This window comes from Synechococcus sp. R6-5, assembly GCF_047461775.1.
GTDB lineage: Bacteria > Cyanobacteriota > Cyanobacteriia > Thermostichales > Thermostichaceae > Thermostichus.
The window spans coordinates 1-14,261 of the sequence record NZ_JANSHV010000115.1; the positions used below are offsets into that span (position 1 = coordinate 1).

A 14,261-nucleotide genomic window follows, 5' to 3' on the forward strand; every position below is an offset into this window, starting at 1 on the left:
ACGGGGCTTGCCGCGCCTTTTGGTCAACCACTGATAGGCTACTTGCCTGAATAAAGCTGGGATCGGCAGCGCAGCCTCAATGCTAGCCTAGTAAGGCTGTGTTTTTGTGCGAAGCCATGCCTGTTCCTAAGAAGAAAACTTCTAAAGCCCGCAGTCGCAGGCGCTACGCCGTCTGGCTGGGCAAAGCTAAGCTCCAGGCCCAGCGAGCCATGACCATTGGGCGCGCCATTCTCAGCGGTCGCAACACCGGTTTCTACTATCCCAAAGCTAAGTCTGAAGAGGATGAGGAAGAATAGAGGCTTGCTGCAGGGATCCCGGTGTCTGCGCGAGTGATTACACTGGACTAGAGCTGTGCTCCCCTGAAAGCGGTTTTGCTGCCCCTGTAGTCTTGCTCCTCCATAGGTTGCATGCGCTCCTTGACTTCCCTCACCTACTACCAACGGCTGGGTCTGTCTCCAGGGGCATCTCCTGAGGCCATCCGGCGGGCCTACCGGCAATTGAGCAAGCGCTACCATCCCGATACTTCTCCCCTGGCTCCGGAAGTGGCCATTCGCTGCTTCCAAGAGTTGCAGGAGGCCTACCTTGTCCTTAGCAACCCGGCGAAACGGGCCATCTACGATGCCAGCTTACGGGCGGTGACCGCCAACACGGGATCTCTGGGCATGCCGGGATCCCTTGGTGCCGATTCTCTAGAGCTGCGTATGGAAACCCGCCCACTTTCGGCTGGCGAGCTGTGTGCCCTGCTGCTGATGGGATCCACCCTGGTTGTGTGTTTGGTGTTGGCAGGTGTCCTCGCTTGGCTGCGAGAGAGTGGGGCAAGCTGATTCTGCGAGCATTTCCTGCCCTCTTCGGTAGGACATTGGGATCGAGTTTTCGGATTCTGGATCAGGAGTGCTTGAATGAACATAGCCCGTTGACTCTAGGGTTTGATTGCTTTTCTTGAATCTCGCCATGCCTTTGCCTCCTGCAACCACGCCCCTGTACAATCACCCGCTCCACACCATCGAACGCTGGCTGGAGGATCAGGGCTGCACCCGCGATCCGCAGGATGTGGAGCAGTGGTTTTGCGAACGGCCTGGCTGGAAAGCCATTTTGCGCCTGGAAGAAACCAGCATTTGGGTGCGATACACCTACCCAGACGGCAACACGAAAACTTTATCTTTTCCCTATTCCCTCAGCCGGCAAGACGTAGAACAGGCCATTTTTGAGAGTTAGCCGAGCCATGCGCGTTCTCCAGTTGCCTGCCCTGCGCGATAACTATATCTATCTGCTCTACGATTCCGACACCGCGACAGCATCCGTGGTGGATCCGGCAGTGGCCGAGCCTGTGCTGGAAAAGCTGACCGAGCTGGGGGCGGAGCTGGTGGCCATTTTCAACACCCACCACCACCACGACCACGTGGGGGGCAACCGACAGCTTTTGGAGCGCTATCCCCGTGCCAGAGTCTATGGCAGCCAGGTGGATCGGGGGCGGATCCCTGGCCAGACGGTGGAGCTCAAGGCAGGGGAAACAGTGGAGTTTGCGGGTCGGCTAGCAAAGGTGCTGTTTGTGCCCGGCCATACCCGCGGCCATATTGCCTACTACTTTTCCGAGAGTGGGGATCTCTTCTGTGGGGACACCCTGTTTGCCGGGGGATGCGGGCGGCTGTTTGAAGGCACGCCGGAGCAGATGCTGGGATCCCTGGATCAACTGCGGCAGTTGCCGGAAGCCACACGGGTGTGGTGTGCCCACGAATACACCTTGAACAATCTCAGGTTTGCCCTGACAGTGGATGGAGACAACCCCGACCTGCAGGCGCGTTATCAGCAGGTGGCTGCCCTGCGCCAGACGGGATCCCCGACTGTCCCCAGCACCATTGGCGAGGAACGCTGCACCAATCCCTTCTTGCGTTGGGATCAGCCGGCTTTGCAGGCAGCCACCGGAGCTCAGGATCCGGTGCGGGTTTTTGCCCGGCTGCGAGGTATGAAGGATCAGTTCTAGCGCTGTTTGTAAAGTTTGCTTTCTCCTGGGAGAGCGAGGGCATACTGTCGGTGGGACTGCCTAGCTATTCCCCGAAATCCTATGTCTTGTCCTGAGTGTCCGGCTCTGCCTACCTTTTGGCAGGAGGCAGGGCGTCTGTTTCTCTGGCTGCCCACCCCTCACACCCAGCGCAAGGTGGTGCAGCTTCTGGAGGCTAAGGAGGGGATCCCAGCCCCCCTTTCGGTTCAACTTTTGGAAAACCTTGGCCTGGCGGTTTCCATTGCCCAGGGGGCCCTCAAGAAAACCCTAGAAGGAATGGCCGAGGTTCTTTCGCAGCAGGAGATGCGGGCCAGCCGCGCTCTGTTTTTGGCCGGAGATAGGGATCCCTGTTGGCAGGATTGCGCCCGGGTGGAGTTGTTGCAGGAGTTGTTCCACCGCACTCAGGCCGAGCTGTTGCTGGAAGTGTTGGCAGAAAGCCGGCTCACCACCTACTTTCAGCCCATTGTCCAGGCGCGGGATCCCGCTTTTGTGGTGGGCCATGAGGCGCTGGTGCGAGGACTGGACAAGGAAGGGCGGTTGATCAACGCGGGTTTGCTCTTTGCTATGGCTCGGGAAGCCCATTTGCTCTACCAGCTGGACTTGGCCGCCCGCCGCACGGCCATTGCCGCGGCCATGCAGCACCACTTGCAGGGGGATCTCTTTATCAACTTCAGCCCCACTGCCATCTACGACCCGGCTTTTTGCCTGCGCCATACTGTCTGGGCTATTAGCCGCGCCGGGATCCCGCCCCAGCGGGTGGTGTTTGAGGTCAATGAGTCTGACCGCAGCCCCGATTTGAACCATTTGCAGCGGATTTTGCACTTCTATCAGCAGGCAGGCTTTCGGGTGGCTTTGGATGATTTGGGGGCTGGCTATGGATCCCTGAACCTGCTGCACCAGCTGCGGCCAGACATGATCAAGTTGGATGGAGAGCTCATTCGCGGGGTGGACCGGGATCCCTACAAGGCGGTGATTGCCCAAAAGCTGCTGGAGCTGGCCCAAGACCTGGGGATCACCACGCTAGCGGAAGGGATCGAGACTGCGGGGGAGCTACAGTGGGTTTGCGAACACGGCGTGGATCTGGTGCAGGGCTTTTTCATTGCCCAGCCCCAGCCTGTCCCGCTACAGCCAGCAGGATAGCCGCTCCCACAGCTTGAGCAGCCACTGAGAAGGCTACCAGACCTGGAAGGGAGAAATCATAAAGCACCCCCATCAGGGCGCTGCCCAAAAACCAGGCCAGGCCGTAGACGCTGGTAAACAGGCCGAAGGCAAAGCCCCTCGTCTGGGGGGTCACCATGCTGGCTACTGCCGCCTTCATGACCGATTCCTGAGCGCCCAAGCCAATGCCCCAGAGCACCATGCCCAGCACCGTCAGAGCATAGGTGCCGGAAAAGGCTAGAGGCGCAAAGCCGGCAGATAGCACCACTGCCCCCAGCAGGCTCCACAGCCCCACGCGGTCAAATAGCCAGCCACAGCCCAGGGCTGCTAGGGCATCCACCCCCATGGCCAGGGCATACAGCAAAGGGATCCCTGCTCCATCGCTCCCTGACTGTTGTTGCAGATGCAGGGCAATGAGGGGAAAATCCGCAAACCCCATAGCCACACAGGCTGCTGCCGAAAGATACAGCCAGAAAACTTTGGGCAAGCCTTTTGCTGGAGTCATCTCCGGCTCCGGCTCAAAGTCGCGCGGACTGGGATACAGCCATTGCGCTAGCCCCAAAGCCGCCAGCCCCACCGCTGCCGGGATCCCCAAGGCCAAAAACCCACCCCGGAAGCCATAGCCGACTTTCAGAACTGCCGCCACCAACAGCGGCCCCCCCACCGCCCCAATCTGATCTAGGGTCTCGTGCAGGCCAAACCCCAAGCCCCGACCCACCTGCAGGGCTGCATGAGAAAGCAACACGTCCCGCGGCGGGGTGCGGATCCCTTTGCCGGTCCGCTCGGCCAAGAGCAGCACGGCGGCCCAAGGCCAACTGCCCACCCAGGCCAAAGCCGGGATCACCGCCGTGTTGATGACATAGCCCAAGGTGGTGAGCTGCCAGTGCCCCCGACTGCGGTGCAAGGGATCCCTGCCCAGCTGGTCGCTCCAATAGCCCACCCCCAACCGCAAGCCATAGGCCAATAGCTCTCCCCCGCCTGCCACCAAGCCCACCACTGTGCCGCTGGCTCCTAGGGATCCCAAAAAAGCCCCAGAAATGCTGCGTGCCCCTTCATAGGTGGCGTCAGCGCACAAGCTCACAATGCCGAGGAGGAGAATAAAGCGCCAGGCAGAGGGAGACATAGTCAGCAACCGCTTGGTCGAGGCTGGCCAAATAGCTGGAGAAAGGGACAGGAGCTGCTCGCTCCCAAGAGGGCTCCCTATCTAGCAGCTCTAGCTACAGAGTAGCCGAGGGAGGTTCTCAAATCTTGCAAGTCCATCAAGGTCTTGCACTCCTTGCCCTGTCTAGGTTTAATAGGAGCGGGTGATGTTTTCCTCCAAGAACTCCTGCCCGAAGGAGCCAAGAAATGGCCAACAAAAGGATGGCTTTGAAGTTAATTTTCAACCTTTTGGGTAGCTGCCTAATCTCAATGGCCGTTGCAGGGGCAAGTACGACAATAGATAAACGGGCAATCTTAAATGCCGAATATCTCATAGCCACTCTGGATGGAGTAGAGCGGATTCGTTTTCAGAACGGAGAGTATCAACGAGGTTCTAGTGTCTTTCAGGAAGGGTTCCTAGTGGCAAAGCTCCAAGACCTAAAATTTAGCGACCTCAATAACGACGGGTTTCAGGATGTTGTTGCCATTGCAGCAAGCAATACAGGAGGATCCGCTAGTTGGATTAGCTTGTCAGGACTACTAGGTGGCCAAAAACTTGTGCCCTTGGAGCCTGTATTTCTAGGAGACAGAGTTGTAGTTAGTAACATTTCAATTGAGAAAGGCTCTCGAGGGAGTGCTCAGGTTTGCCTGGATATGCTGGTTCACGGGCCTAACGATGGCATGTGTTGCCCTACCAAGAAAGAGAGAAGATGTTTCGTGCTTTCTGAGAGGAGATGGATACCTCGTAAGTAAAGAAGCTACTGACTTCCTCGCAACTCCCAGCGAGCTAGAGTTTTCAACGTAAGTCAAACGTATTCATGCCCAGCGTAGTTTAGTGTTCCCTTGATTAGGGTCTCGCCCGGGATCCAAAGTTGGTCCTGGGGTAATCCCTACTTTGAGTCCTCCCCTCTTGACAAGCTAGAGAGGCTAGTCTGCCGCTCATCCCGAGGAAGCTCCACCAAAATGACAGGGATGGAGCTGGTTTCCAACACCGCCTGGGAGGTAGATCCCACCAAAACCTGCTCCCAGCCGCGGTGGCCCCGCTTGCCCATGACGATGTCGGTTACCTGCCGCTCCTGAGCTAGGGTTACGATGGTCTCTGCCAAGGGCCCCGAGGCCAAGCAAAACTGGTGGCGAATATCCGCCAAAAGACGCTGGGTGAGTTGCCGCAACAGTTCTACCCCTTTCCCCTGCGGCTTATCGGTAACATGCAACACAATCACTTCCCCATCCACCCGCCGCGCCAAATCGGCTGCCTTGCGCAACACCACCTCGGCTAGAGGAGAGGTATCCACGGCTGCCAAAAAGCTCACCTTGCCTTGGCTGCCCACTTTGGTGGGATCCACCTCTCCTTTTTCCAAAAGCCGGGGGGCGCAAACCTGGGTCAGCCAAGCGCCCAGGGGAGCGGTAACCAGAATTGACAAAGCCGCCAAAGCCAAAATGATCTCCCCACCGGGGATCCCTTGGGCCAAGGGGATCCCACCAATAGCCGCCTGCACCGTCGCCTTAGCCATGTTGCCCGGCAGCAAAAACAGCCGCTCCCGCCAGGTCCAGTTGCTCCCCAGGGTGGAAAGCCACCAACCTAAGCCCCGCCCCAGCAGCAGGCTCAGGGTTAAGAGCAGCAAGCCCGGCCAAAACACGGATCCCAGCACCCCCAGATCCAGCGACGCTCCCAGTAGCACAAACAACACGATCTCCGCCACCGTCCAGAGGGCATCGAACCCACCCCGCAGCCGCCGCGCCAAAGGGGCATCCAGCTCAATCAGAAAAAACCCCATGGCCATCACCGCCAGATAGCCGGAAAAATAGGGCCACACCTGCGGCGCCAGCACCAAGCCCAAGGCCATGCAGGCAGCCAGCAGCACTTCCTGCACGCTGTTGCGAGTCCAGTTTTGTTGGGTTAGCAGCGACACCAGAACCCGCGCCCCCAGGTAGCCTATGGCTATGCCCAGCAGGATCTCCATCCCCACTTGGAACGGCAGCCACTGCAGCGGCGATAGCTCCAGCCCCAGCAGGCGAACGCTCTCTGCAGAGCCCTGGCCCAAAAAGCTGAGCAACAGGCTAAACCCTAAGAGCAGCAGCACATCGGAAAGGGCGCTGCCGGTCAAAATAGCATCCGGGATCCCCTTGGCCACCCCCCAGCCCAGGCTTTTGAGGCGCAACATCCCCGGCACGATCACGGCTGGCGACTCCGCCCCAATCACGCAGCCCAACAGCAAACCGGTAGGCCAGTCTAACCCCAGGATCCCAGTGCTCAACAGGGCCACCGCCACCGCCTCGCAGGCTGCCGGCAAAAACCCCAGCCGCAACGCCACGGATCCCTGCTGGGCCAGCTTCTCCCGATCCAGCCCCAGGCCCGCCTTCATCAAAATGATCATCACCGCCACCACCCGCAGATCCCCCGCCGCTGCCAGCACCTCCGGGGATAGGACATCTCCCAGCAAGATCCCCACGAGGATCATCCCCAGCAGGGGGGGCATCCCCAGCCGACCCACGATTTGGCCGACAAAAAAGCCCATGACCAAGATCCACAGCCAACTGCCCAGCATCACCAGATCCTCATCTCCTTGTCGTCAGGGTGTTGAAGGGCAGCCCAGGGAGAAAAAGCCATCCGCGTCAGGAGTGGGAGCACCATCGCGTCCGCAGGGTGGGGCCTCAAACAAAGCCAAAGACCCCTACCCCCTGGACTTGCCCAGAAGTGTAGGAGTCATCAGCCTCAGCTTTTGAGGTTAGAACCCTCTTCCTCTATAGAAAAATTCCAAGTGAGGCGGTTGCGGCGAACTCCATCGCCGGTTGCCGGAGCACTACTCGAAAGCTGACCGGCAACTTACTTGGCACCTAAGATATCACGCTTTGTCTTCCACTGCAATTAAGCGATAGGGGTGATCGGGACACCCAATAGAGCGATAGAAATCGCTGCACACATTGTGGGTGAGGCGGTCACTCATACCCCGGGTTACCTGCTGCACCACTTGACGGGCCACTCGACAAACCAACTTGCGGGGCAAAACCTGCAAAAACTTAGGCAAAGCCAGCCCAATCTCCAGATGAAGAGACCAGTGAACACGAGTTGTGGGCAGGTCTTTCAGGGATCCCTGTAGCTCCTCCAGCCGGAAATCGGCTTGGCAGCTGACCCGGTAAGGCATTCCCTCATCGCCGGGCAACTCAATCGAGGTCAGGCGAAACCGGTAATCTTCATCCGGCCAGATCCTCACCCCAAAACTGGGCTCCAGCTCAAACCCCAGCCCGCCCATGCGGAAAAACTGCAACCTGTAAGTCTCGGCAGACAAAGCTTCCACCTGCAATGGCCTGAAGCACCGCTGGATCCACTGGGCATGGCCTCTCAGGTAACGGGCCAAGGTCTCCCGATCGGTTTCCAGATCCACTTGGCCACAGCGCGCGGCTTGTAAATCCAGGTGGGCTTTGTCCAGGGAGGGATCCCAAGAGGACGGAGAGGGATCTGCGGGAGCACCGCCTTCGGGGGACATGGCCCTTTCACTTGGCGGAACGGCGGGCTTGGAGCTGGCGATAGACATCCCTAACATCTACCTGATAGTGAGCAAGGGCCACGAGGCAGTGGTACCAGAGGTCGGCCATCTCACGGGCCAAAGCCACGCGGTCTTGATCCTTAGCCGCCATCACCACCTCAGCCGTCTCCTCGCCAAGTTTCTTCAAAATGGCATTTTCCCCCTTGGCTAGCAAGCTGCTGGTGTAGGAGTCGGGACGGGGATCCGCCTGGCGGGCCTTGACTACGGCAAACACCTGCGACAGGGTATCGGCTGCTGGAAGGGGATCCCCTTGCAAAGGGCGAAAGAAACAGCTCCGCGCTCCTGTGTGGCACGCTGCATCCCCCACCTGCTCCACCAGGATGACCAGGGCGTCGCCGTCGCAGTCGTAGCGGATTTGTTTGACCCACTGCACATGGCCAGAAGTTTCCCCCTTGGGCCACAACGCCTGCCGCGAGCGGCTCCAAAACCAGGTGCGGCCCGTTTCCAAAGTTTTCTGCAGCGACTCCCGGTTCATCCAGGCCATCATCAGCACCGTCCCATCCAGGTAGTCCTGCACAATGGCCGGGATCAGGCCCTGTTCGTTGTAGCTGAGGCTGCCCAGCCAGGTGATCTCCTCGGGCAGAAGCGATCGAGGGGGATCCGAGGAAGGGTTGAAGGCCAGAGTAGCAACCATAGAGCAGCGACCTGAAAAACCGCATTGAGAGCAGGATAACAGAACCAGCCCTCGCCAAGATATCCTTGACAACCTCAGCCAAGGGGTACCAGTTCCCGTGCCGCCAGGGACAGGACCACCTCTTCTCCCTCACCGGCCAGAGTCACCAGCCAGCGGTCGCGGTTTTCACGGGTGAGGACGATCCCCAGCCTCCCCTTAACAGAAGGAGGATACAACAGCCGTACCCACATGCCCGGCTCGAGCTGGGCAGCCGACCGCAGGGGATCAGCCGGGTTGCCGAGAATCCGCTTCTCCATTACCCAGGTCGCCCCAGGGTTCTCGGCCCCCCCTTCAGCAGCAGATGTCATGACCTCCCTCAGCACACCTCTCCTAAGCACCACCGGCAGGGTAAACAGCAAACTTAGCCCCCAGGGCTAGAGGCAAGCGGGACTTCTTCGGCCAGGATAGACCCTCTGTTGCGGAATGGCTGTATCGCAGATTACCGACTTAACCCGGAGGTCGGGCTGGGAGCACCGGTGTGGGGTTGGACAGAAGCGCTGGGCAGCAGCTTACGCTCCGGCTTGCGCTCTAGGAGCAAGGCTGACCGTTCCAAGCGCGTATCCACCAGTACCGAGGGAGAGGCCAAGTTAACGCGCTCCAGCAGACGCCGCAGCAGTTGAGCATCGATGATGTCCACCCCTTGGCGGGCTGTCGCCGTTCCGGCCACCAGGGGGGTAGGGGTGGCTGGAAGGGGGGATCCCATCTCACTGCGCTCAGGTGCAGCCAGCACCAATTCCGCCATTGCCTGGGCCAGCTCTTGACCATACACCCCATCAGGGCCCGAAGGGAGTAGATCCAGCCGTCCCTGCTGAGTGGCCAGGTGGCTCAACCCCAGTTGCACCGCCACCACCGCCGCCCCCCGATCCCCCCGCCTCAAAGTGCGTTGGCTGGCCAAGACGCTCTCTAGCTGGGCTTTGGCTGCATCTTGGTCGCTAGCTGGCAAAAGTTGCACTAGCCCTTCCAGCTGATCTCCCTCAGAGCCAGCCTTGGCCTCGGGATGGGGATCCTCCCGCCAAAGGCGAGTCAGGTCGTAGAGCAAGATGGCATGGGGCACAGGACGGCTGGGCTGGTTGGGACCGGCATGGCCGGTGGCGAGGATCTCCCCTTGGTAGACCAGGGAGGTGCTAAAGCCAGAGTCCAGCAGCACGGCTTCCCGGATCCCGGTTTTGGGCAGCAGACTGGCCAGGATGGCGGCGTTGACGTGGGTTTTGGTAACTCCGATCACCACCCGCTCCTGGTCATCTACCCCAAAGAAAGCTCTGGGGCGAAACTCAGCAGCGCTGGCAAGGCGGAACGAGTTGATCTCCGCCGGAGAGAGGGCATGGCCATCCTTAACCAGCCATAGACCGGCCACAAACAGATCTGTGACATCCGGCATCAACTGGCGGATGTTCTCCAAGTGGGTCATGGTGTCGGGATCAAAGGGCACAAAGCGGAGGCGATCCCTGCCCAGCAGCACCAGCGGCCGGCCGCGGATTGCCTGGTCATCTTCGGGGCGACCGGGGATGAAGGTCTTGTGGTTGGCAGCCATCACCGGCCCCACCATGACGTTGCTGGCGGAGTTGATCCAGGGGATGGAGAAGAAGCTGCCGTTAATGCCAGCATCGGCCTGGTAGCGCTGGACCAACGTCCTGACTTCGTAGCGCCGTTCTGCGTGCACTGTGGCTGCCCGTCCGCCGCGGATGGTGAGCACCCGCACCCCGTCAATGATCTCGTCGGTCAGAGCCAGAGGCTGCGTCACATCCAGCCAGTAGTCGAGGCTGCGGCTGAGGCTAAAGGTGCGGGCGCCAAGAATGGCCTCGGTGAGGCGAAACTGGTTAAAGCGTCGCACCTCCAGCAAGTTGGGCGATTGTCCTGTAAAACCGGGATCCATCGTAAAAGACATCCGGTAACCGGCATCGGCCAGGTATTGCTTCACCCGCTCGTCCCGGTTGCCTTCGGGATAGGCAAAGTAGTGGATGGGGTGGCCCAGCTCCTGCTCCAACTTGGCCTTGCAGTCGAACACTTCCCGCCGCAGACGGGCATCGTCTAGCACCCGCAGGTCAGGGGGATGGGTGACGGTGTGGGCGGCAAAGTCGATCAGCCCGCTGGCATCCATCTCCCGCATCTGATCCCAGGTGAAGTGATCCTTGCTGGTGGGCACGCCGACAAACCCGGTTTGCACAAAATAGGCGGCGGGGTAGTTGTACTCCTTGAGAAGGGGGTAGGCGTTTTCGTACAGGCCCAGGTAGGCGTCGTCAAAAGTGAGCAAAATGGCTTTTTCGGGCAAGGGATCCCCGTCCCGCAGGTGTTTGTACAGTTGGTCGATGTGGATGGGGGTCAACCCCGCCTGCTTAATGGCCTCAAAGTGTTGCCGCAGCTCCGCCGCCGTAGTGTCGAACCAGACCTGCTTGCGGCCAGCCACCACATCGTGATACATGATGGCGGGCACATAAGAAAGGCTGGCCAAGGGATCCAAAGCAAAGGGATCCCGCTCCAGTTGGGTCTCTAAGGAGATGGGCAAGCGCTGTTGAGCCGCTTTAGCGTGGGCGCGGGGGGCAGGGATCTCCGCTAGAGGTGGCGAGAGCCCCGGCAGGCGGCTGACCCAGTCGGGATGAGCAGTTGCCCAGGCCACCAGGGCCCCAGCCCCAAATCCCAGCAGGATCACCAGCAAGCTTAAGAAGGGGAGTAACCTCGGTCGAGACTTGGCCAGCGGACGTCGAGAGGAAGAGGAAAAGCTTTGTCGTGGAGTGGGCGAGGGGTACGGCTGGGATCCCTTTGTTGACCCAGAGCCTGCATGGCCTTGGGGCATCGACCCTCCCAAGCGCGTCGGCTGTCGTCGAGATGTCATGGCCTCACTCCCCACTCCCAATTGCAAAAGCTCAGCCCTCGCCGGAACGCCTTTTCCTACCCAAAGCCCACCCCCAGGACAGCAGGAAAAGGCAGCCTTCCAGGCAACGGCAAAACCAACGCCAGCCTACCACCCCATCCTCAGGTTGGGGATAGGGGAGAAATCGCCGCATGCTTTCTACAGGGATCCCTCGTTGAAATTGTTTGAACCAGAACGGCCTGGACGGGTGGCCTGAAAGAACCCAGAACCTCCCAGGAAGCCGCCCGCTACTCAAGGGTGCTTAGCAGATTGGACTCGGCAATGCTGACGATCTTGCCTCCCATTTGGGTGATCCGTTTCACTTCTTGGGAAAGGCGGCTGAAGGGCACTTTGTACTCGACAACACTTCTGCGCACACCTCCTCCCACGAGGCCGGATACCTTGATGGCGAAGATTTTATCGCTATTGGGCAGCCCTCCTTCTGAGCTGCTGGCCTGAGCAACCTCTGGTTCTGGAGCCGATGCCACCTGAGGCGCCGTGGCGACGCTCTCCCGCTCCAGGAGTAGCCGCCAGCTGCGGGGATAGGCAGGCGCCAAACGATAGACCACCTTATAGGAGCCGGCTATGTGGTCATCCTCGGCCTCCACCTTCACCACAGTTCCCGCTGGAATGTCCAGCTTGGCCCCCTTAGACATGACTTTAATTCCCGGCCAATTGGTGGGCACATCCGTCAGCAGCTCGACCTCAAAGGCTTGATCCCCCAACAACAACTTGGCCATCTCAACAACTCCGTTTTGCTCAGCACTCAGTGGCGAGAGAGCCGCTCACAGCCACAGCTTTACCGTCAGACATTCTACCGCTGCCAGGTGCCCACCAGAAGCTTCCCGCTGGCATGGGTCAGCTGACGTCCTCCCTTCAACGAATTGAGGGAGATCACTGATGTCCTCCCATTCTAGAATTGGGGTGTTGTAGATTTGTTAAGCAGCTGTAGATTTATTGCGGAGGTAGAGGGAGCGCCATGAACCTGTTGAGCTTGGCCTTGCCGGATCTGTCGGCAGCTTCGGATGGGTTAGCCGCCACCTTGCAGCCCGTAGCCCAGTTTTTTGCCGGCCTTAACTTGCCCCAACCCATTGTGCAATGGGGTCACCCCTTGATGATGGGGATCGTGGTGGTGGTGATGGGCAGCTTTGTCGGCCTGACTGGGTGGCGAGGACGGGCCTTGCGTCTGGCAGCCGCCTCCACAGCGCCAGAGGGATCCCTGCCGGAAGCGGCCCAGAAGCCTCTGCTTGACCACCGCAAATTGGCCCCCTGGATGGCCACCTTCATTGCCTTGGGCTACACTGGCGGCCTTCTTTCTCTGGTGATGCAAGGGAAGCCCCTGTTGAGCAGCCCCCATTTTTGGACGGGATCCCTGGTGTTGCTGTTGTTGGCGGTGAATGGAGCTTTGTCCCTCAGCGGCTTTGGGGGCAACCGCGCTGCTTTGCGCACCACCCATGCCTATGTGGGCAGCCTCATTCTATGTGTACTGTTTGCCCATGCCCTGCTTGGGCTCAAGCTGGGTTTGTCGTTGTGAGTGGCAGTGGGCTTCCCTCTGCCTGGGCAGGAACTAGCGATAAGGCTGCAGGGATTGCAGCAGGTGGAGCACGGTGAAAATGCCGATACCCAGCAGGACGACGGATCCCACCAGGTAGCTGCTGGCATTGGAGCGCTGCTCTTCCAAGAGGGCTTCAGGGGATTTGGGGGCAATCATAAACCTTTCCCCAGAAAGGGGTTTTCGGATCACGGGATCCCCTGCCTCAAAACGCACCTGCCCCATGGTAAACGCCATCGCATCCACCGGAATCACCCATTCCTTATAGATAAAAGCTCGGGTGGAGCGATTTTCTGTTCTCACTCCGGAAAGGTAGCGCTTGAGATTGAAGTTGAACCGGCTGGGCCCTTTTCCTGGAAAAATATGCTCATCCACAACCGACATAGCCTCTATCTCCGCACCTGTGGGATCCACCCTCACCCTTCCAGTTTCGTCTTCGATGAAAAAAGGGATCTGGCGAACCACCGAGTGAAGGGTTTCGTCTCTCGTTCTCGTCTCTCTTTCAAGGAGATATTCCCGACCTGTGCTCGGATCGTAATACACGTTGGCGTAGTGTTTTTGGGGAGAGCTTACTTCGGAAAACGGCGATTTTTGAGGATAGCCTGGAGAGCCAAGCTGCTGGGGGTAGTCGGGGTAACCAGGCTTTTTCTGGAAAGAACCGGAACCGGGGTAGCCAGGGTTGGGCTTTTGTGGAAAAGAATTAGAAGAGTAGTCGGGATCAACCCTTTTCTGAAAAGAACCGGAGTCAGAGTAGCCCAAGCCGGGCTTTTTCCCGACCATCTCCCCCGGATAGGATTTTGCTCGGGATCCCAAGCGTAGAGCGTTCTGATATTCGCCTTCGCTGATCCGTTCGCTATACGCTACATCGCCTTGGCTATTCAAATACCTTCGATAGCATTCGATCTCGTCATACTCCCAAGAGATCTCAGACTTGTAGTAGACGCAAGGCTGTCGCGAAAGTTCCGATACCAAAGGCCGATCGCACACAACCCTGCCGTAAACTTGAGCCAAGTTTGCTCCTTTTGCCTGGGGGTTGGTCTGACCGAGATGGCGAAGCTCGGCTATCTTGAGCAACCGAGTTGCAGAGAGCTGTTGAACCAACCTTTGGGAGCGCAAATACTCAACAAACGAAAACAGAGAGGCAGGAAGACAAAGCAGACCAAGCAGCATCAGCCAGTTCATAAAGGCCTTCCTTTCCGGGGGTGGGAGTGAAGTTGGCCTCATGTTAGCAGTTACCTGTGAAACAGGATTTAAGAGAAGTTTAAGGCAATCCCGAATGCGGGCAGTTCCAAACTTTACCAAGAAGCTAGGCCTGAAGCCCCGCCCTTCCAGGACGGCTTTTG

The 14,261-nt window shown here is 58.9% G+C and carries 14 protein-coding genes and 1 riboswitch; of the genes, 6 read left to right on the forward strand and 8 right to left on the reverse strand.

Going from position 1 to position 14,261, the window contains the following annotated elements:
- The first annotated feature begins 116 nt into the window (after window positions 1-116).
- The 5 genes from NW818_RS07040 (at window position 117) to NW818_RS07060 (ending at window position 3,139) form a co-directional block, all read left to right on the forward strand.
- Window positions 117-296, forward strand: coding sequence for a 50S ribosomal protein L32 (locus tag NW818_RS07040; RefSeq protein WP_011431820.1), 180 nt, complete (start codon window positions 117-119; stop codon window positions 294-296).
- A gap of 111 nt (window positions 297-407) precedes the next feature.
- Complete coding sequence (locus NW818_RS07045) at window positions 408-824, forward strand: J domain-containing protein (RefSeq protein WP_414342162.1); 417 nt, start codon at window positions 408-410, stop codon at window positions 822-824.
- A gap of 127 nt (window positions 825-951) precedes the next feature.
- Window positions 952-1,215 (forward strand): DUF3143 domain-containing protein, encoded by a 264-nt coding sequence (locus NW818_RS07050; protein ID WP_011431822.1) that lies wholly within the window; start codon window positions 952-954, stop codon window positions 1,213-1,215.
- A 7-nt stretch (window positions 1,216-1,222) separates the two neighbouring features.
- Window positions 1,223-1,981 (forward strand): hydroxyacylglutathione hydrolase, encoded by a 759-nt coding sequence (gloB, locus tag NW818_RS07055; RefSeq protein WP_414424167.1) that lies wholly within the window; start codon window positions 1,223-1,225, stop codon window positions 1,979-1,981.
- A gap of 81 nt (window positions 1,982-2,062) precedes the next feature.
- Window positions 2,063-3,139, forward strand: coding sequence for an EAL domain-containing protein (locus tag NW818_RS07060; RefSeq protein ID WP_414342158.1), 1,077 nt, complete (start codon window positions 2,063-2,065; stop codon window positions 3,137-3,139).
- Here the strand turns inward: NW818_RS07060 and NW818_RS07065 are convergent.
- From NW818_RS07065 to NW818_RS07095, 7 genes are all read right to left on the reverse strand, one after another.
- Window positions 3,096-4,280: an MFS transporter gene (locus NW818_RS07065; protein WP_414424168.1), complete on the reverse strand. Its 1,185-nt coding sequence runs from the start codon at window positions 4,278-4,280 to the stop codon at window positions 3,096-3,098. The genes NW818_RS07060 and NW818_RS07065 overlap by 44 nt on opposite strands.
- A 907-nt stretch (window positions 4,281-5,187) precedes the next feature.
- Entirely contained in the window at window positions 5,188-6,846 is a 1,659-nt protein-coding gene (locus tag NW818_RS07070; protein WP_414424169.1) for a cation:proton antiporter, read from the reverse strand.
- 145 nt (window positions 6,847-6,991) lie between these two features.
- A riboswitch (Fluoride riboswitch) is annotated at window positions 6,992-7,097 on the reverse strand.
- Between the two features lie 46 nt (window positions 7,098-7,143).
- A complete protein-coding gene (locus NW818_RS07075) occupies window positions 7,144-7,785 on the reverse strand; it encodes a DUF1997 domain-containing protein (protein WP_414424170.1) in 642 nt (213 codons plus the stop codon).
- Between the two features lie 7 nt (window positions 7,786-7,792).
- Window positions 7,793-8,479 (reverse strand): bifunctional phosphoribosyl-AMP cyclohydrolase/phosphoribosyl-ATP diphosphatase HisIE, encoded by a 687-nt coding sequence (gene hisIE / locus NW818_RS07080; RefSeq protein ID WP_414424171.1) that lies wholly within the window; start codon window positions 8,477-8,479, stop codon window positions 7,793-7,795.
- Between the two features lie 74 nt (window positions 8,480-8,553).
- Window positions 8,554-8,826: a hypothetical protein gene (locus tag NW818_RS07085; RefSeq protein WP_414331484.1), complete on the reverse strand. Its 273-nt coding sequence runs from the start codon at window positions 8,824-8,826 to the stop codon at window positions 8,554-8,556.
- Window positions 8,827-8,957: 131 nt separating this feature from the next.
- Window positions 8,958-11,348 (reverse strand): polysaccharide deacetylase family protein, encoded by a 2,391-nt coding sequence (locus NW818_RS07090; RefSeq protein ID WP_414424172.1) that lies wholly within the window; start codon window positions 11,346-11,348, stop codon window positions 8,958-8,960.
- A gap of 266 nt (window positions 11,349-11,614) precedes the next feature.
- Entirely contained in the window at window positions 11,615-12,106 is a 492-nt protein-coding gene (locus NW818_RS07095; RefSeq protein WP_071818135.1) for a phycobilisome linker polypeptide, read from the reverse strand.
- Between the two features lie 239 nt (window positions 12,107-12,345).
- Between NW818_RS07095 and NW818_RS07100 the strand changes: the two genes are divergently transcribed.
- Entirely contained in the window at window positions 12,346-12,900 is a 555-nt protein-coding gene (locus NW818_RS07100) for a DUF4079 domain-containing protein (RefSeq protein ID WP_011431843.1), read from the forward strand.
- A gap of 33 nt (window positions 12,901-12,933) precedes the next feature.
- Here the strand turns inward: NW818_RS07100 and NW818_RS07105 are convergent, their stop codons facing one another.
- Window positions 12,934-13,698: an E3 ubiquitin ligase family protein gene (locus NW818_RS07105; protein ID WP_414424173.1), complete on the reverse strand. Its 765-nt coding sequence runs from the start codon at window positions 13,696-13,698 to the stop codon at window positions 12,934-12,936.
- Window positions 13,699-14,261 lie beyond the last annotated feature (563 nt).